The organism is Microbacterium sp. K27 (assembly GCF_004794435.1).
In the GTDB taxonomy this organism is placed as follows: Bacteria; Actinomycetota; Actinomycetes; order Actinomycetales; family Microbacteriaceae; genus Microbacterium; species Microbacterium maritypicum_A.
In genome coordinates, this window is record NZ_SSDK01000038.1 from 68,141 (window position 1) to 89,883 (window position 21,743).

Annotated in this window: 16 protein-coding genes; 10 read left to right on the forward strand and 6 right to left on the reverse strand. The window is 69.7% G+C overall.

Features of this window, described 5'->3' with window-relative positions:
• The first annotated feature begins 106 nt into the window (after positions 1–106).
• Entirely contained in the window at positions 107–5,320 is a 5,214-nt protein-coding gene (locus DW307_RS09555) for an isopeptide-forming domain-containing fimbrial protein (RefSeq protein WP_136024592.1), read from the forward strand.
• Positions 5,321–5,390: 70 nt separating this feature from the next.
• On the opposite strand, the gene DW307_RS09560 is transcribed toward DW307_RS09555, so the two are convergent.
• The 5 genes from DW307_RS09560 to DW307_RS09580 all read right to left on the reverse strand — a co-directional run bounded on the left by DW307_RS09560 (position 5,391) and on the right by DW307_RS09580 (position 12,321).
• A complete protein-coding gene (locus DW307_RS09560; protein ID WP_136024593.1) occupies positions 5,391–7,868 on the reverse strand; it encodes a LuxR C-terminal-related transcriptional regulator in 2,478 nt (825 codons plus the stop codon).
• Positions 7,869–8,042: 174 nt separating this feature from the next.
• On the reverse strand, positions 8,043–9,368 hold the full coding sequence (locus DW307_RS09565) for a threonine/serine ThrE exporter family protein (RefSeq protein WP_021200188.1): 1,326 nt from the start codon (positions 9,366–9,368) through the stop codon (positions 8,043–8,045).
• A 20-nt stretch (positions 9,369–9,388) separates the two neighbouring features.
• Positions 9,389–10,744, reverse strand: coding sequence for an anaerobic C4-dicarboxylate transporter family protein (locus DW307_RS09570; protein WP_021200189.1), 1,356 nt, complete (start codon positions 10,742–10,744; stop codon positions 9,389–9,391).
• The gene (locus DW307_RS09575; protein ID WP_029258853.1) at positions 10,741–11,481 is read right to left on the reverse strand and encodes a Type 1 glutamine amidotransferase-like domain-containing protein; all 741 of its coding nucleotides are present in this window, start codon (positions 11,479–11,481) and stop codon (positions 10,741–10,743) included. The genes DW307_RS09570 and DW307_RS09575 overlap by 4 nt, the downstream gene beginning before the upstream one ends.
• Positions 11,482–11,583: 102 nt before the next feature.
• Entirely contained in the window at positions 11,584–12,321 is a 738-nt protein-coding gene (locus DW307_RS09580) for an SGNH/GDSL hydrolase family protein (protein WP_029265615.1), read from the reverse strand.
• A gap of 182 nt (positions 12,322–12,503) precedes the next feature.
• Here DW307_RS09580 and DW307_RS09585 point away from each other — a divergent pair, with 182 nt between their 5' ends.
• Positions 12,504–13,637 (forward strand): MFS transporter, encoded by a 1,134-nt coding sequence (locus DW307_RS09585; RefSeq protein ID WP_136024594.1) that lies wholly within the window; start codon positions 12,504–12,506, stop codon positions 13,635–13,637.
• A 37-nt stretch (positions 13,638–13,674) separates the two neighbouring features.
• Positions 13,675–14,214 (forward strand): hypothetical protein, encoded by a 540-nt coding sequence (locus DW307_RS09590; protein ID WP_029265613.1) that lies wholly within the window; start codon positions 13,675–13,677, stop codon positions 14,212–14,214.
• Positions 14,215–14,264: 50 nt separating this feature from the next.
• On the opposite strand, the gene DW307_RS09595 is transcribed toward DW307_RS09590, so the two are convergent.
• Positions 14,265–14,963, reverse strand: coding sequence for an alpha/beta hydrolase (locus DW307_RS09595; protein WP_029258857.1), 699 nt, complete (start codon positions 14,961–14,963; stop codon positions 14,265–14,267).
• Positions 14,964–15,057: 94 nt separating this feature from the next.
• On the opposite strand from DW307_RS09595, the gene DW307_RS09600 reads away from it, so the two are divergent.
• The 7 genes from DW307_RS09600 (at position 15,058) to DW307_RS09630 (ending at position 21,737) form a co-directional block, all read left to right on the forward strand.
• On the forward strand, positions 15,058–15,438 hold the full coding sequence (locus tag DW307_RS09600; protein ID WP_021200204.1) for a YybH family protein: 381 nt from the start codon (positions 15,058–15,060) through the stop codon (positions 15,436–15,438).
• Positions 15,439–15,470: 32 nt separating this feature from the next.
• Complete coding sequence (locus DW307_RS09605) at positions 15,471–16,106, forward strand: NADPH-dependent F420 reductase (RefSeq protein WP_021200205.1); 636 nt, start codon at positions 15,471–15,473, stop codon at positions 16,104–16,106.
• Between the two features lie 65 nt (positions 16,107–16,171).
• Positions 16,172–17,125, forward strand: coding sequence for an NmrA/HSCARG family protein (locus tag DW307_RS09610; protein ID WP_136024595.1), 954 nt, complete (start codon positions 16,172–16,174; stop codon positions 17,123–17,125).
• A 4-nt stretch (positions 17,126–17,129) separates the two neighbouring features.
• Positions 17,130–18,479, forward strand: a complete 1,350-nt coding sequence (locus DW307_RS09615; RefSeq protein WP_205810451.1) for a hypothetical protein — start codon at positions 17,130–17,132, stop codon at positions 18,477–18,479.
• A 6-nt stretch (positions 18,480–18,485) separates the two neighbouring features.
• Positions 18,486–20,309, forward strand: a complete 1,824-nt coding sequence (locus tag DW307_RS09620; RefSeq protein ID WP_136024596.1) for a glycoside hydrolase family 15 protein — start codon at positions 18,486–18,488, stop codon at positions 20,307–20,309.
• A gap of 55 nt (positions 20,310–20,364) precedes the next feature.
• A complete protein-coding gene (locus DW307_RS09625) occupies positions 20,365–21,273 on the forward strand; it encodes an LssY C-terminal domain-containing protein (RefSeq protein WP_136024597.1) in 909 nt (302 codons plus the stop codon).
• On the forward strand, positions 21,270–21,737 hold the full coding sequence (locus tag DW307_RS09630; protein ID WP_136024598.1) for a hypothetical protein: 468 nt from the start codon (positions 21,270–21,272) through the stop codon (positions 21,735–21,737). Before DW307_RS09625 ends, DW307_RS09630 begins: the two co-directional genes overlap by 4 nt.
• The last annotated feature ends 6 nt before the right edge of the window (positions 21,738–21,743 follow it).

Genomic DNA, 21,743 nt, shown 5'->3' on the forward strand with positions numbered 1-21,743 from the left:
CCGGACCGAGTTCACCATGCCCGAATGGTGCTCGGCGGTCGCCTGAGGGGGCGGGGGCTTCCGTGCGCGAGTGCGCGCCGGGGAAGCGATGAATGGGGAGACAGTCATGGCGTTTCGTGTTGCCCGCAAGGACCGCACATCCGATGGCCTTCCGTCCGAGCGGCGCAGCCGCTGGCGGGGCCGCGCGAGAAAGCTGATCGGCGGCGCCGTGAGCACGGCGCTCGTCGCCTCGTCGATGGTCTTCATCGGCGGGACGCTGACGGCAGCGCCGGCAGCTGCGGCTGATCCGTTCCTCTGCACCCCCGGAGCGGTGTACGTGCAGAGCGCGACCGAGGTGCGCGAGTTCGTCGTGAACGAGCAGGGCGGTGCCCCCGGTGAAGGGGGAACGCTCGGTGCCACGACCCTCGGCGTCGACCACTCCAACAACGCCCTGGGCATCTCGTCCAGCGGCCAGTACGCCTACACGGTCACCAACGCCGCCGGAAGCAAGGTGCTGGCCAAGCACGACCGTGTGACCGACGTCACCACGCGCACGTCGTTCACCCTCAACTCGTCGGTGCTGCGTGGCGCCGTGCACCCCGACACGGGCGTCTACTACTTCGCCAGCGGCACGATCAACGGCGCGATCAACATCTACGCGTGGGAGGAGAACCTCACGCCGCAGACCTACGTGCAGGTCGGAACCCTCCGCCCGACCGCCGGCAGCAGCGCGTTCGGCGCCAACGGCGACATGGCCTTCAGTGCCTCGGGTCAGCTCGTCCTGGTCGCGGACAACTTCATTTACTCCGCCGACCTGCCCGCCACGGTCACGCCGAGCACGGCCACCATCGAGGCCAAGCAGGTGCACGACATGGGTGCCGGTGTGCAGGGCAACGGCATCGCGTTCGGAAACCTCGGGCACATCTTCGTCTCCGCGTCCGGTGGCGGAAACCGCATCATCGAGGTCGACCTGCCCCGCGGGCAGACCGTCAACACCACGTCGCTCGGGTCCTTCGCTCCCACCGACATGTCCAGCTGCACCTTCCCGAACACCCTCACGCTGAAGAAGGACCTCCCCGCGGGGCGCCACTCGGCCACCGACCAGTTCGCGCTGCGCGTGCAGTCGCCCGCCGGCTACCAGGTGGCGCAGACCGACGCCACCACGCGCGGAGAGCGCACGGGCCTGCAGCCCGATTACGCGGGCCCGGTCTTCACCAACCAGGGCGACACCTTCCGCCTGTCCGAGGCGGCATCCGGCACGACGGATCGCACCCGGTACGCCGAGTCGCTGGACTGCGTGCAGGTGAACCCCAACGGGACCACGACCCCGGTGGCGGTGACCGCCTCGGGCGAGGTGACGCAGCCGTCGGGCTCGCGCGGCACCGACGTCACGTGCACGTTCACGAACGTGCGGCTCGTGCCCGGCCTCGCTCTGCGCAAGACGTCCGACCCCGCCGACGGCCTCGCCGTGCAGGCCGGCCAGCGCCTCACGTACACGGTCGAGGCCGAGAACACCGGGAACACGGTCCTCGACCCCGTGCAGGTGAACGACGACCTCTCCGGCGTGCTCGCGTTCGCCGAGTACCAGGGTGATGTCGTCACCGAGATCGACGGCACGCCCGTGGCGTCTGGGGCCGCCACCGTCACAGGTGACGACCTCGCCTGGACCGGTGCGCTCGAGCCCGGTCAGGTGCTCACCGTGACCTACTCGGTCATCGTCGACGCCGGCGTCGAGGGTGAGCGGATCGCCAACAGCGTCACCGCCTCGGGCACCCCGCCCGGCACGCTCCCTCCGCCCGTCACCCCGCCCGTGACCACCGAGCACCCCGTCGCGGGCTTCACCGTCGCCAAGACCTCCACCCCCGCAGCGGGAACGGTCGTGGAGCCGGGTCAGGTCATCGAGTACACGGTGACCGGGACCAACACGGGCGCGACCACGCTGAACCCCGCGTCGATCGCCGACGACCTGTCCGGTGTGCTCGCGCACGCCGCCTACAACTCCGACATCGCGACCTCGGTCGCCGGCACGCCCCTCACCACGGGCGCCGCCACCGTCACCGGTGACGACCTCGCCTGGACCGGCGCGCTCGCCCCCGGGCAGGCTGTGACCATCACGTACTCCGTGACCGTGGATGCGGACGCCTCGGGAGAGATCCTGAAGAACTCCGTCACCGGCACCGCGACGCCGACCACGCCGAAGCCCGGTGATCCCGAGGGGCCGGAGGTGCCGGGCGAGCCGATCGTCCCGCCGACCGTCACCACCGAGCACCCGGTCATCGGGTCGGGCTTCACGATCAGCAAGTCCGCCGATCCCGCGTCGGGCACGGCGGTCTCGGCCGGCGACACGGTCACGTACACGATCACCGGCACCAACACCGGTGACACCGACCTCGACCCGGCCCGCATCGTCGACGACCTCTCGGGTGTGCTCGACGACGCCGGCTACAACGACGACGTCACCGCCGACCGCGGCTCCGTCACCGTCACCGGCAGCACGCTGACCTGGTCGGGTGAGGTGCCCCGCGGAGCCTCCGTCACGATCCGCTACTCGGTGACCGTCGACGCGGGTGTCCAGAAGGCGCTGCTGCACAACGTCGCCACCGGCACCGCCACGCCGCAGATCCCCGTCGACCCGACCGACCCCGCCGGTCCCTCGACCCCGGGAACGCCGATCGTCCCGCCGGCGGTGGAGACGAACCACCCGGTCGTCGACACCGGCTTCGAGGTCGTGAAGTCCGCTGACCCGGCCTCCGGTACCGCCGTGCGTGCGGGTGACACGATCACCTACACGATCTCGGGTGTCAACACGGGCAACACGACGCTCGATCCGGCGACGATCGTCGACGACCTGTCGGCCGTGCTCGCGCACGCCCGGTACGGTGACGACGCGACCGCTTCGACCGGCGCGATCGCCCTCGACGGCACCACCCTGACCTGGAAGGGGACGCTCGCTCCCGGCGCTCGGGTCGAGATCACCTACACGGTCACGGTCGACGAGGATGCCACCGGTGTGCTGCTGCGCAACACCGTCACGGGTGAGGGCACACCCCTCATTCCGGTCGACCCGACGGACCCGGGCAGCCCGACCACACCGGGAACCCCGGTGACGACGCCCCCGTCGACGACGGAGCACCCGGTCGCCACCCCCGGATTCACGGTGACCAAGTCGGCCGATCCCGTCACCGGGACGCGCGTCGATCCCGGCAGCGTCATCACCTACACGGTCACCGGCACCAACACGGGTGACACCGTGCTCGACCCGGCTTCGATCGCCGACGACCTGCGCGGTGCGCTGGCCCACGCGTCGTACAACGACGACGTGACCGCCACCCGCGGGGACGTGAGCGTGGCTCGCGGGGCCCTGTCCTGGAGCGGAATGCTGCGCCCGGGTCAGGACGTCGTCATCGTCTACTCGGTGACGGTCGATCCGACCGCCGGTGGCGAGACGGTCGCCAACACGGCGACGGGCACGGCGACTCCGCTGATCCCGACGGACCCGAGCGACCCCGACAGCCCGACGACCCCGGGCACGCCGATCACCCCGCCGCCCTCGACCACGGAGCACCCGGTCAACGCACCCGGCTTCACGTTCGCCAAGACGGCCGATCCGGCACCGGGCACCGCCGTGGACCCCGGTGACGTGCTCACCTATACGCTGACGGCCGTCAACACCGGTCAGACCGCCCTCGACCCGGTCGAGATCACGGATGACCTGTCGAAGGTGCTGCCGTACGCGTCGTACAACTCCGATGCCGTGGCCGTGATCGGCGGGCAGCCCGCCGGTGCGGTGTCCGTCGCCGGAGTGAAGCTCCGCTGGTCGGGCGCGCTCGCGGTCGGCCAGACCGTCACCGTCACGTACTCCGTCACGGTCGGGGCGGACGGCGTGGGGTCCGTGCTCGAGAACAGTGCGACCGCGACCGCGACCCCTCCGGGGGGATCGGTCATCACCCCGCCGCCCGGCATCACGACGAACGTCGTCAACGTGCCCGGATTCTCGGTGTCGAAGAGCGCCGATCCGGCGGCGGGCACCGCGGTCGACCCCGGCAGTGTCATCACCTACACGGTGACCGGCGTGAACACCGGCGAGACGATCCTCGACCCGGTCACGATCGTCGACGACCTCTCGGGAGTGGTCTCGCACGCCGACTACAACGGCGACGCGACCGCCAGGATCGGCACCACCGCGGCGACCGCCCCTGTGGTGACCGGTGACCGGCTGTCGTGGGATGGTGTCCTCCCCGTCGGTGCGACCGTCACGATCACGTACTCCGTGACCGTGCAGGCCGACGCCGGGGGAACGGTCATCGCGAACTCGGTCTCGGGCTCGGCGACCCCGCCGGGAGGTGTGCCGCCGATCGAGACCCCTCCCGCGACGACGGAGCATCCGGTGAACGAGCCCGGCTTCGAGGTGCGCAAGTCGGCCGACCCCTCCTCGGGAACCCGAGTCGACCCCGGCAGCGTCATCACCTACACGGTGACCGGCGTGAACACCGGTGAGACCGCACTGGCGCCTGTGAGCATCAGCGACGACCTGTCGGGCGTGCTCGCCCACGCCGCCTACAACGGAGACGCCACCGCGACGGTGGTCGACGGGTCAGCCCCGGCTCCTGTCGTGGACGGCGACGCGCTCACCTGGACGGGCGCTCTCGCCGTGGGCCAGCGCGTCACGATCACGTACTCGGTCACCGTGAACGGCGACGCGGGCGGTGCGACGATCGCGAACACGGTCTCCGGTACCGCCACCCCGCCGGGTGGTGCGGTGATCACGCCTCCGCCCGTCACGACGGAGAACCCTGTCGGCACCCCCGGCTTCGCGTTCGTCAAGACCGCCGATCCCGGAACCGGTACGGCCGTCGCCACGGGAAGCGTCGTCACGTACACGCTCGTCGGCACGAACACCGGCGAGACGGGCCTCGACGAGGTCGTCATCACGGATGATCTCTCCGGAGTGCTGCGGCACGCCGACCTCCGCGCCGGCGCGACCGCCGTCGTCGGCGACAGCACGGCATCCGCACGCACGGTGGCCGCTCCCACGGTGGAAGGCACGCAGTTGCGCTGGTCCGGCAGCCTCGCCGAGGGCGAGAGCGTCACGATCACGTACTCCGTGACCGTGCACGCCGACACCGCCGGAGCGAATCTGCGCAACGTGGCCGTGGGGACGGCCACGCCTCCCGGTGGCGAGACGATCACTCCGCCGACGAGCGTGACCGAGAACCCGGTGCTCACGCCGCTCGCTCTCACCGGCGGCCTGCTGGCCCCGTGGGTGCTGGCTCTCGCGATCGCGCTGCTGCTCGGCGGTGCCGTGCTGCTGATCGTGCGTCGTCGCCGGGCGCAGGTCTAGCGGACACGGGAAAGGCCTCGTCCGTCGCATGCGACGGGCGAGGCCTTCCGCGTTCCCGCGGGACCGCGGGTCACTCCGCGAGCAGGCCGTGGCGCGCCGCCTGCTCCATCGCCTCGGCGCGGTTGTGGGCGCCGAGCTTGCGATAGATGCTGCGGAGCTGGGTCTTGAGCGTGTTCTGCGAGACGCGGAGCTCGTCGGCGATCGCCGGCAGCGGCGCTCCCGACGTCAGGGCGCGCAGCACGATCTGCTCGCGGGATGACAGTCGTGGCCGGGTCGCGAACGACGGCAGCGCCGATCGCAGCGGGAAGGTCGCCCGACCGGTGGGGTCGAGATCGGATCGCACGGCGCCGAAGTCCTCGGCGCCCAGGAGCACGAGCGGGGTGGTGAGTCCCCGGTCGGTGAGCTGGGCATTCAGGGCCTCGCTCGACGGCTGCGCGGCCGCAGCGGACACCCGGTGCAGCGCGGCGCTGTGCACGGCCGCTGCTTCGGCGCGCTCTCGGGCGGTGGAGGGGCGCAGGCGGGTCTGCCCCAGAAGCCGGACCACGTCGGCGGTCCTGCCGTCGACGAGTGCCAGGCGCGCCCGTTTGAGGACCGTGCCGAAACGGTCGGGAAGCGTATCCCGCTGCACGATGTTCCTGGCGGTGCTCACATCACCGAGGGCGAGGTGCAGGAGCGTCCTCGGGCGCGACAGGGCGTGGCGCACGTGAGGCGCACTCGCCTCCTTTCCCCGGAGACGGACGAACGACTCCAGGCGCTCCAGTCCGGCAGCGGCCTCACCCTCGTGCAGAGCGATCCATGCCTCCACGGAGGCCATCGTCGTCCAGTGCTCGCTCGTCGCCCGGTACGGCTCGAAGAAGCGGATGTGCCGCTTCGCCGCGGCGATGTCGCCGTCCTCGACCGCGAGCATCGCCTCGGCCACCCGGTAGTAGGTGCCCCGATAGCTGTCGAGGAGCACCGGGTCCCATTCGCCGTCGCGGATGAGACCGACATAATGACGCGCCTCCGGCAGATCCCCGTTCAGGGCGTGGACCCCGGCGAGGAGGCATATCCCGTGGAAGGCGTTGGTGCTCCCGTGCGCCGCGGCCAGGGCGGTGGCCTCCTCCCACAGCCGGATGGCCTCCTCCTGCTCTCCGCCGTAATAGAGCGAGATGCCCAGATGGGTGCACAGCAGCGGCATGTCGCGGGCGTACTGCTGCCACTGCGATTCGGGGGTCTCGTGGAACAGCGCCAGTGCGCGCGCCGCCACCTGGGCCGCCCGCTCCGGTCGACCGATGGCTCGCAGCGACGCGCTCTCGGCCGCCCAGATGAAGATCCGCTCCGTGGCCGAGAGCGTCGTGCGGCGGGCGTTCGCCGCCGCCACCGCCATGCGCAGCAGCTGGAGCCCGCGCTGGCGTCGGAGCCGGTTGGGTTTGAGGCACATCCCGAGCAGCATGGCCACGAGGGGCTCCCGCTTGAGCCGCGCCACGGGCACGTCCCCGAGCAGCTCGACCACCGCATTCCGGTCACGGTGGAGCAGCCGGTTCCATCCCGACATCGTGACGTGCGTCGCGAGGCGCAGGTCGTCGTCCTCCAGGGCGAGGCGGAGTCCCTCGAGCGGGAGGTCGCGGCGCACCGCACCTTCTGCCGCGACGCGCCGCAGCTGGGGGATCTCGTGCGGAGCGACCCGGCGGAGCTCGCGGCGCAGCATGCCTCGCGTGAGCGGCGTCAGGGCGAAGGCGCTGCGCCCGTCGGCGGCCCAGCGACCGAAGCCGAACGTCTCGGCCTGGTCCAGGGCTCTGGGGATCTCGGCGTCACCCGTCAGCGCCACCGCGAGCGGAACGTCGACCGACTCCGTGACGCTGATCCGCAACAGGCCCTGCAGGGTCTGCCGATCGAAGGCGCATTCGGCGAGCCGATCCTGCAGGTAGTCCTCGATCACGGTGGCGGCGGCGCGCAACGACACCGCGTCCGTTCCGGCGCCCCGGAGGGCCAGCGCACGGATGAGAGCGGGGAACCCTCCCGTCGCTTCGCGCGTGGCGATGGCCGTGTCTTCGTCGACGTCGAGCGCCCGGCGGATCTCCTCGGCGTCGAACATGAGCTCTTCGGGGGCCAGGAGCGTCGTGTCGATCACGAGGTCGAGGCCCTCGCTGTCGAAGGGGCTGGGGCGGTTCGTGGCGACGATCAGGCGGGTCAGCGGGGTGGTGGCGACGGCTCGACACAGTGCGAACACGCCCTCGCGGTCGATGGCGGCCGCATCATCGAGCACCACGACCAGTGGACCGTCCACGTCGCACAGACGCGAGGTCACGGCGGCCCAGCCGTCTTCCGCGGCGGCGGAGTGCGCGGGAGCCGTGCCCGGCAGTACCCGCAGCAGCGCGCGGGCGAGGGCGTCGCCGGTCGCGATGGAAGGCGTCACGGTGATCCACACGACACGTGAGGTGGTCGCGGCCGCCCAATCGACGAGCGCGGTGGTCTTGCCCGACCCCGATGCCGACCGGACCAGCGTCAACGGCGTCTCGGTCTCGAGCGCGGCGATCAGTCGTGGACGACTGATGGCGTGCGCCGACACTCGCGGTATGTGTCCGTCCCCCTGCGCGACAAATGCCGACACCGTACCTCCCCAGGTCCCCACCCCTACGATATTCCGAAATCTCAGAGGGGCAAGCCAGAGGGGCAAGCCAAGGGGAGGGAGTGCCGGTGATACCCGGGGGAGGGATGCCGGACTCTGCGCCGTCCGGTCGCGTCAGCGGTCGGCCGACCGACGCCACGGAGCCGTGAGCCGTGACCAGAATCTCGGAGTCGACGTGGTCTCGTCGGGCGCGGGCAGGGCCACGGCGAACTGCACGATCTCTTCCGCACCATGATGCACGACGCGGTACAGCGCGGTGCCGATGAGCACACCGAGGGCGATCGACATGACCGAGACGAGGGCCGCGACGAAGTCGGTGAGTCCGCCGTCGGTGGCGACCGCCTCGGTGAGTCCGACCAGACCGGCCGCTCCGGGGACGAGCAGCCAGAACGCCGGCAGGAACGTGAGCTGCGACGGCGCCCCGTGCCGGAGCCCCGCGATCCAGAAGACGACGGGGGTCATCACGAGCGCGCCGACGAAACCTCCGACCGTGGGGCCGACGAACTCGTTGCCTGCCCACTGCCCCGAATACGCGACGACCAGGGCGATCAGTACCCAGCCGAAGGTCGAGGGCGGCGCCGAGAAATGCAGATAGTTGCCGAGCGCGAAGACGAGGATTCCGATGATCGCCACCCACCACGGCAGGGGGGAGGTGGCCTCCAACGGTTCGTACGATCGCGACTCCACTCCCACCACGGTGCCGGCGGCGAGGATGCCGAAAGCCAGGAGGGCCAGCTGCACGAAGCCGTAGACCAGGCGGGAGGCGCCGGAGATCATCTGTCCGGCCGCCAGCTCGACCGTCGCCGTGGTCAGCACGCCGCCGGGGAGGAACGTCACCAGCGGCGCGATGAGAAGACGGATCGGATCGCCGATCTCGATCACCTCGGCCAGGAGGAAGACCGCCGCCGCACACACGAACGCGGCGGCGATGGGCAGGATCAGCTGGAGCGTCGGCGACCGCACCAGCTTGAGCAGCCCGATACCGAAGCCGAGCACGAACGCGACGATCACGCCCTGCCAGGTCGGCGCGAGCAGCAGGGCGAGCCCGGTGGTGAGGATGGCGTGACCCAGGGTGCGCGTGAACCAGTCGAGCCGCGGGCGCATGGCTCCGATCTCGTTCAGCCGTCTGATGCCGTCGAGTGGCGGGATCGCCCCCGTCCGCGCCTGGCCGATCAGTTCGTACAGCGCGGCGATCTGATCGAAGCGGAAAGAGGCGTTCGTGGCGGAGCGGATCGCGACGCGGGCTTCCTCCGACTCCCCGGTCTCGACGAGGATGATCGTCGGCAGGACGACGAAGTCGGCGTCACCGCCGCCGTAGGCCTTCGCGACGTCGGTCATCGTGTCGCGGATGCGGTCGACCGATTCGGCCGAGGCGTTCATGCCCTGCGCCAACCCGAGCAGGAACTGTCGCAGTGCGGTCCGGTCGACGCCGTCGGTCATGTCGTGGACGACCGCTCAGCTCACGTGAACAGGAACGAGAGCGGCACGCCCACGATGATCGCCACGGCCACGTAGATGAGGTTCGGCAGTTGGAACGAGTGGTCGAAGACGAACTTGCCCATCTTGGTGGTTCCCGTCTGGTCGAACGCCACGGTCGCGACCTGGCTGCCGTTGGCCGGCAGCGTGTAGATGCCCATCGCCGCCGGCCAGAGCCCCACCAGGAGCGAGGCGGGCAGGCCGATCGTGATGCCGATCGGCACGATCGCGTTCGTGGCGCTCGACTGGCTGGTCGTGAGCATCGCGACTGCGAACAGCGCCAGCGCGAACAGCAGCGCACCGAGGAAAGCCGAAGACCCGGAGACCACCGAGCCGAGTCCGTCGACGATGAGGGTCTGGTTCGCGGCGACGAACGTGTTCGCCAGCCAGGCGATGCCGAAGAGCGCGATGGCGCCGACGATGCCGGCGGGGAACGTGGGCTGCTTGGGCACGTCGGCCGCCTTCACCTTGCAGAAGACGAAGATCAGGGCGGCGATGATGCCCATCACGACCTCGATGATCACGGTGACGCTGAGTCGAACCGGGTCGCCGGCGTCGTCGGTGCCGATGACCGGACGCAGATTCTCGAACAGGCCGAAGAGCACGATCACGCCGACGCCGGCCAGGAACAACGAGGCGGAGAGGACGGCGGTCGACGGCAGCTTCTTCTCGTGGGCGTCGGTCTCCGGCGGCTTGATCTGGTGGTCGGCCAGGCGCCTCTGGAACTCGGGGTCGTCCTCCAGGTCCTTGCCGTGACGCATCATGACGAGTGCGGCGACGAAGAGCCCGACGATCGAGGCCGGCCACATGATGAGCAGCAGCCCGCCGAGGTCGACTCCCTGAGGGGCGAGCAGCACCACCATCGAGGCGGTGGCTGCGGAGACGGGGGAGCACAGGATGCCGACCTGCGAGGCGACGGCGGAGACCGAGAGCGCCCGCTCCGGACGGATCTTCTGCTGATACGAGACGTCGTAGATGACGGGCAGCAACGGGTAGAAGATGTTCCCCGTTCCGGCGCCCACCGTGAAGAGGAACGACATCGCCGGGGCGAGGAAGACCACGGATCTCGGCCTGCGTCTGATCACCTTCGCCGCGACCGACACCATCCAGTCGATGCCGCCGGCGGCTTGCATGGTCGATGCGGCGGTGATGACGGTGATGACGATGAAGACCGCATCGACCGGCGCATTGCCCGGCGCCTCGCCGAAGAAGAAGATGAGGACGGCCACGCCGACCAGCCCCCACACGCCGAGCCCGATCCCGCTCGTGCGGGTGCCCATGTAGATGGCGCCGATGACGACGATCAGCTCGGCGACGAGGATCCACACGTTGTCGTTCATGACGACGGTCCCTTCACGATCGGGGCGTTCCCGGCGAGCACCGTCGTGGGGAGTTCGGTCTCGACGATCTTGCCGTCGATGGCCTCGACGCGCAGCGCGAGGGCGTCCTCCACGGGGCTGACCGCGGTCACGAAGGTGGAGTTCTCGAAGTGCAGGGACTGGAGGTTGCCGACCGCGTACCCGGTGGAGAGCTCGCCGCTCAGCAGAGAGGCGTGGAACAGCGGACGGCGCTGGTCCTCGGCGTCGTAGTGCGGGCAGAAGCTGCCGTGCAGGAACCCGAGTCCCTCGGGAAGGACCTGCAGGGTGGGGCCGTAGCTGTCGGTGGTGCCGCCTTCGAACCAGCAGATGCCCCCGGCGCTGCCTCCGGTGAACACCACGTTCGAGTCGGGGTCCTCCCACATCTCGCGCATGATCTCGTCGAGGCCCTGCCGCTTCCACACGTCGAGCATGTTCGCGGTGTTGCCGCCGCCGACGTGGATCACGTCGAAGCCCTTGACGAAGCCGGCGAGGTCGTCGACCGCGCGGTGGAAGAGCGGCAGGTGGTGTGGCGCGCACCTGTCGGAGTCGTAGGTGGAGTAGAAGCTCACGATGTACGCGCTGTCGTCACCCGTGGCCGTGCCGACGAAGAGGACGCGGGGTCGCTCCTTGCCGGTGAGCTCGAGGATGTAATCGTGCGTCGGGTCGTTCCGACGCTCCATCATGGCCTTCCCGGCCCCTGTTGCCACCACGTGAGACATGCCCCCACCTCTCCGACGACTGCGAATGCGCTCAACCTAGCGGGGGCCTGCGGCGGCGTCCAGAGGCCTTTCGTCCACCGAGGGTGAGGGCGTCCGAGCGGTCTAGCCGTTCAGCCGGGCGGTCGCGACCATTCCTTCGAGCAGGGCGAAGGTGCGCGCGCGGGGCCCGTCGGGGCGGATGCCGATCACGTGCGCGAGTTCGAGCGCGAGGGCCGCATGCCCTTCGGTGTTCGGGTGGAACGGATCGTTCATGAGCCCCCACGGGATGCCACCGGCGCCGATATCGGCGAAGCGGGCGTACTGGTCGACCACGATCACGTCCTCGCTCGCGGCGACGTGCCGCACGGCATCGGCGAACTCGCCGATGCGCGCCCGCTCCGGGGCGTTGCGGGTGTCGATCGCGGGCGGGGTCTGCAGGACCGGGATCGCCCCGAACCCGCGCACCCGCTCGACGAACTCCCGCAGCGACGCGGCGTAGTCGTCCGCCGTGATGACCTCGCGCGGTCCACCGTCGGAGGCGTCGTTCGTTCCGATCATGAGCGTGACGACGTCGGGGTGCCACGACGCGACGCGACGGTCCCAGTCGCCGAGGAGGTCGACGATGCGGTTGCCGCTGATCGCGGTGTTCAGCACGACGTCGCGCACGCGCTCCAGTTCGCCGCGGATCAGCTCGTGCAGGTGCTCCGGGTAGCTGCGCCCGCCCTGTGTGTGCACCAGCCCGTGGGTGATCGAGTCGCCCGTGATGACCCAGTTCAGCGGCTCCGGATCCGCGAGGGCCGCAGCGATGCGGCGGAGGTCGGAGGCGGCGGATGCGGAGACGGAGGATTCGGCGTTCGACACGGCACCGAGCCTATCGGCCGCTTCGGCATCGGCTAGGTTGGGACCGTGAGCCCTGAGTCCGACAGACCGTAGATCGCGGGTCGAGCGCCTTCCGCGCGCTCCCCGCATCCGCTGTCGACCCTTCTCACCCGCTGTTCATCGCGCTGTGCGATTCGAGCGGCGTCTTCGTGTCTGGATGCTCCATGCCCCTGCTCGTCCCCGTCCTGGCTCTGGCGATCTTCGCCCAGGGCACCAGCGAGTTCATGCTCGCCGGCCTCCTCCTCCCCCTCTCCGTCGATCTCGATGTCGATCCGTCGACGGCGGCCCTGCTGACCTCGGCCTTCGCGGTCGGCATGGTGATCGGCGCCCCGACCATGGCGGTCTTCGCCAGCCGTTGGGCTCCGCGGCGCGCTCTCGTGCTGCTGCTGGTGGTCTTCATCGCCGCGCACCTCGTCGGCGCGCTCGCGTCCTCCTTCTGGCTGCTGCTCGCGACGCGCGTGCTCGCTGCCCTGGCGAACGCGGGATTCCTCGCGATCGCTCTGGCGACGGTCCGGGCCGTCGTCGATCCGGCGACGGTGACGCGCGCCGTCGCCGTCCTCCTCTCGGGCACGACCCTGGCCACGATCGTCGGCGTCCCCGCCGGTGCGGCGCTCGCGAATGCGTACGGCTGGCGCTCGACCTTCTGGGCCGTCGCGCTGCTGTGCCTGCCCGCTGTGGTCGCCCTGCTGCGGGACCGCACTCTCGTCGCGGTGCCGCGTTCGCCGAGGATCGCCGTGCGTGCAGAGCTCGGGGAACTGAGGCGTCGCCCGGTGGTCGTCGCCGTGGTGCTCGCGGTGCTCGTGAACGCCGCGACCTTCGGCGTCTTCACATTCCTCGCTGTGATCGGTGCCGATGCCGGGGTGGAGGAGACCGGGATCCCCCTGCTGCTCGCCGCCTTCGGGGTGGGAGCCTTCGTGGGTGTCTCCGCGACCGGCCGATGGGCGGCCCGCTTCGAGCGGGGCTGGATCGTGGGGGGTGCCGCGGTGACGGCCACGGCCTGGAGCGTCTTCGCCCTGTCCGTCGATTCCGTGCCGGGGGTGTTCTTCGGCGCCGCGGTCGGGGGCATGCTGTCGTTCGCCGTGGGCTCGGCCCTGATCGCCCGCATCGTCGGGCAGGCGTCGGGTGCCCCGGTCCTCGGCGGCGCCTATGCCACGGCAGCGCTGAACCTGGGGGCGTTCGTCGGTCCCGTGGCTGCCGGCTTCGCCTACGCGCAGGCCGGAGCGCCCGGGGTGCTCGTCGCGGCTGCCGCTCTGGCGGCCGTCGGTGTGCTCCTCGCTCCCCTCCTTCGCGCGCGATGACCGCCCGGGAACCCGGGCGATGCGAAAGACTGGAGGCATGACCTCGCCTGCGCTCGATTCCCTCCTGGCCCGCATCGTCGAGAGCGGGCTGCTCGAAGATCCCATCGCCGAGAACGGCCTCGTCTACGGACGGGCGAGCATCGACGCGGCGGGAACCGTGGTCAACGTCAACATCGACCCGGAGCTCGACGACGATGACGAACACGGCGACGACGTCGATCTCGATGTGCTGATCGCGGCCGTTTCGCGCATCCTCTCCGTCGGGGAATCCCGTTGGCGCGCGGTGATCGACGAGGTGGCGACCGACATCGATGATGCGGTGGATGACGAGTCCGTGGTCGAGCAGATCGATCTGCGAGACGACCTCGAGGCGACCTCGGTCGTGGTGTTCGCCGACGCCGTGCTGCTCGCCTTCGTCGCGCCGAAGCAGTTCCCCGAGTCGCGCATCCTCGTGCAGCTCGACGACCAGCTCGACGTCGACGGGGTCGAGGTGCGAGAGCTCGACGGTTCCGAGAGCATCGATTTCGAGACGCTCGACGAGCTGCTCGACCACATCAGCGGCCCCGACGAGAAGTGACCGTCGGACGCCGCGGCGTGGGCCCGCGGCATCCGACGGTCGATCGGGGGTCAGGCGCCGGCGATGGCGGTTGTCGCGTCGTCGATCAGATCGCAGATCGCGGCGGGGTGCGAGGCCAGCGAGGCATGGCTGGCATCCAGTTCCACGATCTTGCGCGGTGACATCCGCGCCGCCATGCGCCGCTCGTTGTCGGGGTGGATCATGCGGTCCTGGGTCGACACCTGGTACCAGGTGGGCTTGACCTTCCAGGCTGGTGCGGTGACGTCGTCGCCGAACGTGGAGGCGAGCGGCGCCTTCTGGGTGACGGCCATCACGAGCGCCTCATCGTCCGTCAGATCCTGGCAGAAGCTCTCCTGGAACTTGTCCTGGGCGACCCAGAGGTAGCCGTCGCTGTCCGGCGCGATGTTCTCGAACGCTGCGGGCGGGTGCTCCGCGCTGATCTGCCCGGGGTTCTCGCCCGCATCCGGAGCGAAGGCCGCGACATAGACGAGTCCGACGACGTTGGGCAGGTCTCCTGCCTCGGTGATGACCGCCCCGCCGTAGGAGTGCCCGACCAGGAGGACAGGGCCGTCGACCTGCCGGATCATCGTGCGCGTGCGCTCCGCGTCGTCGGCGAGCGAGGTGAGCGGGTTCTCGACCGCCTGGATCGATTCGTACCCGCGCCGCCGCAGTTCGACGATGACTTTCGCCCAGTGGGCGGCGCCGCCCCAGAATCCGTGAACGAGGATGATCGTCGGTTTCGTGGTCATGGGAATACCTCCTGCGTGGGATCGGTTACCGTACTCCGACCATATACTTTCCACGGAAAGTAATCTAGGCATCGCAGGAACCGAGAGGGACACCATGTCAGCCGAAGAAGATATCCGCGAGCTGCTCGCCACCTACGAGCGGGCACTCAATACCGATGACACCGCGCTTGCCGTGTCATGTTACACGCAAGACGGCGTATTCATGCCGACGACGCTGCCCACGGCCGTGGGCCCGGAGCTCACACAGGCCTACGACGCCGTGTTCGCGGCGATCCACCTCGCGGTGGTGTTCACGATCGACGAGGTGACCGTGTTCAGCGACACCGCAGCCGCCGCGCTGACCCGCAGCAACGGAACCCAGACCGTCCGCGCCACGTCGACCACCACGCCGGAGTCGAATCGCGAGCTGTTCACCTTCGCCGTCGAAGACGGCCGATGGAAGATCAGCCGCTACATGTTCAACAAGTCCGCATAGCACCGACCGCACAAGACCTACAGGAGATCACCATGACCACCGCCATCATCGGAACCGGAAAGATCGGCAGCATCATCGCCCAGGACCTCGCGGACGGGGGAGAGGACCTGATCATCGCCGGCAGCGACCTGGAGAAGGCGGCGTCGCTCGCCGCCGCGGTCGGCGGAAGTGCGCGTGCGGCCGAGGTGCCCGCCGCGATCGCCGCTGCCGACATCGTCATCCTCGCCGTCTGGTTCGACGTGTCGAAGAAGCTGATCGACGAGAACCGCGACGCTCTCGACGGCAAGATCGTCGTCGATCCCTCCAATCCGCTCGGCCCGGACGGGAACGGCGGATACGTGAAGATCCTCGCGCCCGAGGAGTCCTCGGGCCAGATCCTGGCCCAGAAGCTCCCCGCCGGAGCATCCCTCGTGAAGGCCTTCGGAACGCTGGGCGCGGAGTCGATGAAGGTGAGCGCTCGGCAGGATCCTGCGATCGCACTCCTCTATGCGACCGACGACGGTGCGGCAGGGGAGGCCGTCGCCTCGCTGATCCGCTCCGCCGGTTTCGCACCCGTGAACGTCGGCGGACTCGACCAGTCCGTGCGCATCGAGGTGTACGGCGAACTGCACGAGATCGGTGGGCTCGGCCGGACCGTCACCGCGGAGGAGGCCCGCGCCGCCCTGTGATGGATCTTCCCGAACCCGCAACCGCACGAACTGCAACCGCACGAAGAGCAACAGAAGGAAAGCCGATGAACGAACAGAAGAAGATCGCGGTCGCCGGTGCGACCGGTTCCCAGGGCGGTGGCGTCGTGGACGCCATCCTCGCCGACCCCGAGCAGCGATTCGCCGTCCGCGCGCTCACGCGCGACCCGGCGTCCCCGGCCGCACGCGCGCTCACCGCACGCGGAGTGGAGGTGGTGCAGGCCGACTTCGCCGACGAGCCGAGCGTGGTCGCCGCACTCACCGGCGTCGATGGCGCGTTCCTGGTGACGAACTTCTGGGCGCACGGATCCGCTGCCAGGGAGCTCGCGGAGATCGCGACGCTCGCCCGCGCCGCCGCCGCGAGCGGCGTCGGCCACGTGGTGTGGTCGACGCTGGAGGACACGCGCGATCTGCTCCCCCTGGAAGACCCGCGAATGCCTGTGCTGCAGGATCACTACAACGTGCCGCACTTCGACGCGAAGGGCGAGGGCAACGCCTTCTTCGCCGCGGCAGGAGTGCCGACCACCTACCTGAACACGGCATTCTTCTTCCAGAACCTCGCGGCCTCCGCGATGGGCGCGCGTCGAGAGGACGACGGTGTGCTGACGCTGACGCTTCCGCTCGAGGACGGGAAGCGCATGTCGGCGGTCGACGTCTCGGACATCGGACGGACCGCGTTCGCGATCCTGGCCGCGGGCGACGAGTACATCGGCCGGACGGTCGGGTTGGCGGGGGACCACCTGACGGGAGCCGAGTACGCGTCCGTCTTGAGCGACGTGCTCGGGGAACCCGTGCGATTCCGGTCGATCGCGTACGACGATGCGCGCAGCTCGGGCGCTCCCGGCAGTGACGAGTTCGGCAACATGTTCCAGTACTACGGCGATTTCGACGCCGAGTTCACCGGGGCGCGTGACCTGACGTCACTGCGGAAACTCGTTCCCGGGCTCAAGGACTTCCGCACGTGGGCTCAGGAGAACGTCGCGCTGCTGACGGCCGAGTAGAACGATGAGCGAACACGCGGTGACCGTCTCGACGGCTCGGGAGCTGCTGGCCGCCGTCAGCGCAGGTGTCGAGGACATCGAGGTGCGCGGGGTGATCGTCGGGGCGCCGGGGTTCACCCTCGCGCCCGGTGTGAGTCTTCGCGGAGGGACCCTGCAGTTCGGGGCCAGGGGTGTGCGGCTGACCTCGGACAACACGCTCGAGGACATCTCGATCCTGACGGCCGATGAGGAGGCGGCGATCCTCAACGACACGGGGGTGACCGATCTCGGCACCCTCACGCTGCGCAACGTCACCACGCGGGGGCAGATCGTCATCCTGGCGGAGGACCGTGTGCGTGCCGGGCACGTGCAGGCCGAGAACGTGCGGGTGATCACCGCCGACCTGCGTGGACGGTTCCACCGTCCGCACGGGTTCGGCGTGGACGTCTTGCAAGGAGGCTTCACGCTGTGGAACCGGCAGGCGGATCCCGAGGTGGAGCTGACAGCCGAACTGCTCGAGATCTCTGCGGGGACGGAGGCCGAGCCGGTGTACGGAAGCGGGATCTTCGTCGGGGGACACGGAGGTCGGGACGGGCGCGGTGCGGGCGGAACCGTGCACGTCACCCGACTGCGCACCGGAGAGGTGCACACGGACGGGGCGATCCCGGCGGGGACGCCGGACCTGATCTCGGCCGGGGTGTTCGTGCTCAGCGGGGCGACGGTCGACGCGGTGCGCACCGCGGGGGCCGTCACGACGTACGGCCCGAACGACATGGTGCTCGACAACTGGGGATCGGTGGGCACCTGGATCGCCACGGGAGAGGTCGCGTCGCACGGGCCGAGCGGTATCGGGGTCGTGAACTTCGGCGATATCGACACCCTCGACGTGCGCGCGCCGATCGTCACGACGGGGAAGGGTGCCCGGGGCTTCAACCTCTACGACGGCACGTTGCGGGAGGCGAGGTTCCAGAGCATCCGCACGACGGGCGACGGGTCGATCGGCATCCAGATCAGCAGGCCGATGGGGAGGCTTGCAGTGGATGGCGATGTCACGACGAGCGGCGGTGAGGGGCTGAGCCTCGTCAAAGGCGTGCAGATGACGCTCCCGGCGATCACGCTGAGCGTGACGGGGACCGGATCCGTCGACGCGCTCCGCATCGGCGGACGGCTCGTCACCGCGGGGGCTAACGTGGTCACACTGGAAGTGGGGGGACGTGTGGGCGAGGTGTCGATAGCCGGTGGCGTCCGCGCCACGGGAGCGGGCTCGAGGGCCGTGTCGCTGCTCGACAGTGCGGACATCGACATCGCGGACATCGACATCGCGGACATCGACATCGCGGACATCGACCTCCGATCATCCGGCCCGAGGGGTTGAGGCGCCGTGGGGGATGAGGCGGGCGTCCGCATCGAGGACTACGCGCTGCTGAGCAACTGCCGCACGGCGGCGCTGGTGTCGTGCGCGGGCAGCATCGACTGGCTGTGCCTGCCGCGGCTGGACTCGGCATCGACGTTCGCGGCGATCCTCGGCGACGAGTCCCACGGGCGGTGGCTGCTGCATCCGACCGACCCCGCTGCGACGAGCACGCGACGCTACGACCGGGAGACCTTCGTGCTGGTCACCCGATGGGAGAGCGGCGATGCGGTCGCCGAGGTGCACGACTTCATGCCGATGGGACTCGATCCCGATGCGGCGATCCGGCGGACCGATCTGGTCCGCCGGATCGTGGGAGTGCGCGGCTCCATGGTCTTCGAGCAGCGGCTGAGCATCCGCTTCGACTACGCCAGGGTGATGCCCTGGGTGCGCCAGGTCGGGCCGGAGGGAGACCCCTGTCTGGTCGCGATGGGGGGCCCGGATGCCCTCGCCCTGCGCGGTGCACCGCTGAAGCCGATCGACCATCAGCACCGGGGCGAGCTGGCGGTCGACGCCGGAGAGGTGCGTGACCTGCAGCTGACGTGGTTCCCCTCGCACCTCGACCTCCCCCATGCGCTCGACGTGCAGAACGAGCTGGACGCCACGAAGGCCTGGTGGCAGGACTGGGCCGATCGGATCTCGCACGACGGCCCGCACCGGGACGAGGTGGTCCGGTCGCTGCTGATCCTGCGGGCACTCACCAACCACGAGACGGGCGGGATCGCCGCCGCGGCGACCATGGCCCTGCCGGAGGAGATCGGGGGCGTGCGCAACTGGGACTACCGCTACGTCTGGCTGCGCGATGCCGCCCTCACCCTCGAAGCGCTGCTCGCCCACGGGTTCCTCGGGGTGGCGGGGCAGTGGCGGGAATGGCTGCTGCGGGCCGTCGCCGGGGACCCTGCCGACCTCCAGATCATGTACGGCCCGGCGGGGGAGAGAGATCTCCTGGAGCGCGTGCTGACGAATCTCCCGGGATACGAGGGTTCCGCCCCGGTGCGGATCGGCAACGGTGCGGCGGACCAGTATCAGGCCGACGTCGTGGGCGAGGTGCTGGTGACGCTGTCGGCCGCGCGGGCGGCGGGACTCAACGAGTCGGGCTTCTCCTGGCCTCTGGAGCGCGAGTTGGTCCGATTCGCCTCCGAGCAGATCGAGCGCCCGGATCAGGGACTGTGGGAGATCCGGGGTGAGCCCCGTCTCTTCACGCACTCACGGGTGATGATGTGGGCGGCGTTCGATCGCGCGGTGCGCGCGGTCGAGGAGCACGGGCTCGAAGGCCCCGTGGAGCGCTGGCGCGGGCTGCGGGATCGGATGCGCGAGGAGATCGATCGCGACGGTGTCGTCGACGGTCACTTCGTGCAGCACTACGCGACCACCGAGGTCGACGCCTCGCTGCTCCTCCTTCCGCAGGTGGGGTACTGCCGGCCGGATGATCCCCGGATGCTGGCGACGGTCGCACGCATCGAGCAGACGCTGATGTCCGACGGGCTCGTGCGTCGGTATCGCACCGGTACGGGGGTCGACGGACTCTCGGGCTCGGAAGGTGCTTTCCTGGCGTGCTCGTTCTGGCTGGTCGAGCAGTACGCGTTGACGGGGCGGCGTGCGGATGCGCATGCCCTCATGGAGCGGTTGTGCGGGCTCGCGAACGACGTGGGGATGCTGTCGGAGGAGTATGACCCGGTGGCGGGGCGGCAACTCGGCAACACTCCGCAGGCCTTCTCGCACCTCGCGCTCGTGCGTGCAGCGGATGCGCTGGCCCGGGCGGATCTCGGCTCCGCAGAGGAGAGGTCGCGCTGAGGGGGCGGTCCCTGGGCGTCTTCTCACCCGAGCGCGCAGTTCCTAGGATGTGGACATGACGGAACCGATCAAGCGGCGGGACCCTCTGGTCCCGCGCCGACGGTTCTCCGTCAACGCGGCTCTCGACGACGTCTTCTTCGTGTTCGCCGGTCTCGCCGCGATCTGGCTCGCGTATCTCATCATCACGGAGGCGTTCTCGTGGGGCTGGTGGGCCATCGGGTTCGCGGTGGCGTTCTGGCTGATCCTCGCCTACCTCGTGCTGCCGAGGCTGCACTCCATCCTCACGCGCATCTACGTGCCCAGCTACTTCATCGGGCGGGCGCGAACGAGCGACGGCCTGCTCGGAGACCCGGTGAACCTCGCCGTCCTCGGCACCGAGGAGCAGCTCACCCGGTGCATGGCCGAGGCCGGATGGACACGCGCCGATGACATCACAGCCGCATCGACCTGGCGGATCGTGTCGTCGACCATGCTCAGGCGCAGCTACGACGAGGCCCCGGTCAGCCCGCTCTTCCTGTTCGGGAGACGGCAGGATCTCGCCTATCAGCAGGAGGTCGAGGGCAACCCGGCCAAGCGGCACCATGTCAGATTCTGGCGCTGCCCTGACGGCTGGATGCTGCCAGGTGGGCACCGTGTCGACTGGGTGGCCGCCGGCACATTCGACCGTGCGGTCGGGTTCTCGCTGTTCACCCTGCAGATCACCCACAAGATCGATGCGGACATCGACATCGAACGCGATCACATCGTCCGCACTCTTCGCGAGGCGCACACCGGGGTGCGCATCGTCATCATCCGTGACTTCTCCACGGGATACCACTCCCGAAACGGCGGGGGCGACAGCATCCACACCGATGGCGATCTGCCCGTGGTCGATCTCCGCCGCGTGGTGCAGGCGCGGTCGGCGGATGCCGCGGAGGAGGCCGTCGAGGAGGCGCCGGTCACCGAGCTGCGGGGTCTGTCGTGAAGCGTCCTCTGGCCACCGGCCTCGGCACGGTGCTGATGTCGCTCCGGGTGATCTGGGGGCTCGTCTCGATCCTCGTCTACGTGCTGAACTGGACGGCGATCAGGGAGGAGATCTTCTCCACCGGCGACGGAACCGTGCTGGTTCCGCCGGATGTCGCCGACGTCCTCCTCATCGTCGGGTTCAGCGCGCTCGGCGTCTGGTACCTGTTCTACGGTGTGCTCGCTGGCCTGGTGTTCGCCGGGTCGAACTGGGCCCGCATCGTGGCGATGAGCTTCGCCTCGCTCAGCATCATCGTCGTCTTCCTCGACTGGTGGAACGCCGGCATCCCCGTCACGTTCCGCACCTCGCTCGCGAGCGTCGCGCTCGACATCCTCGTGCTGCTCGCCCTGTCGGCGCAGAGCGCCCGGAGCTTCGCCCGGCGCAACGACCCCCGCTTCATCAGCACCGGTGAGCCGCTCGCCTGAGGCGGT

Excerpts from the sequence above, each read along its gene's own strand:
- DW307_RS09575 (WP_029258853.1), bottom strand. The coding sequence starts at position 11,481 with ATGTCTCACGTGGTGGCAACAGGGGCCGGGAAGGCCATGATGGAGCGT.
- DW307_RS09590 (WP_029265613.1), top strand. The coding sequence starts at position 13,675 with ATGACCTCGCCTGCGCTCGATTCCCTCCTGGCCCGCATCGTCGAGAGC.
- DW307_RS09565 (WP_021200188.1), bottom strand. The coding sequence starts at position 9,368 with ATGACCGACGGCGTCGACCGGACCGCACTGCGACAGTTCCTGCTCGGG.
- DW307_RS09585 (WP_136024594.1), top strand. The coding sequence starts at position 12,504 with ATGCCCCTGCTCGTCCCCGTCCTGGCTCTGGCGATCTTCGCCCAGGGC.
- DW307_RS09600 (WP_021200204.1), top strand. The coding sequence starts at position 15,058 with ATGTCAGCCGAAGAAGATATCCGCGAGCTGCTCGCCACCTACGAGCGG.
- DW307_RS09625 (WP_136024597.1), top strand. The coding sequence starts at position 20,365 with ATGACGGAACCGATCAAGCGGCGGGACCCTCTGGTCCCGCGCCGACGG.
- DW307_RS09595 (WP_029258857.1), bottom strand. The coding sequence starts at position 14,963 with ATGACCACGAAACCGACGATCATCCTCGTTCACGGATTCTGGGGCGGC.
- DW307_RS09570 (WP_021200189.1), bottom strand. The coding sequence starts at position 10,744 with ATGAACGACAACGTGTGGATCCTCGTCGCCGAGCTGATCGTCGTCATC.
- DW307_RS09605 (WP_021200205.1), top strand. The coding sequence starts at position 15,471 with ATGACCACCGCCATCATCGGAACCGGAAAGATCGGCAGCATCATCGCC.
- DW307_RS09615 (WP_205810451.1), top strand. The coding sequence starts at position 17,130 with ATGAGCGAACACGCGGTGACCGTCTCGACGGCTCGGGAGCTGCTGGCC.
- DW307_RS09555 (WP_136024592.1), top strand. The coding sequence starts at position 107 with ATGGCGTTTCGTGTTGCCCGCAAGGACCGCACATCCGATGGCCTTCCG.
- DW307_RS09610 (WP_136024595.1), top strand. The coding sequence starts at position 16,172 with ATGAACGAACAGAAGAAGATCGCGGTCGCCGGTGCGACCGGTTCCCAG.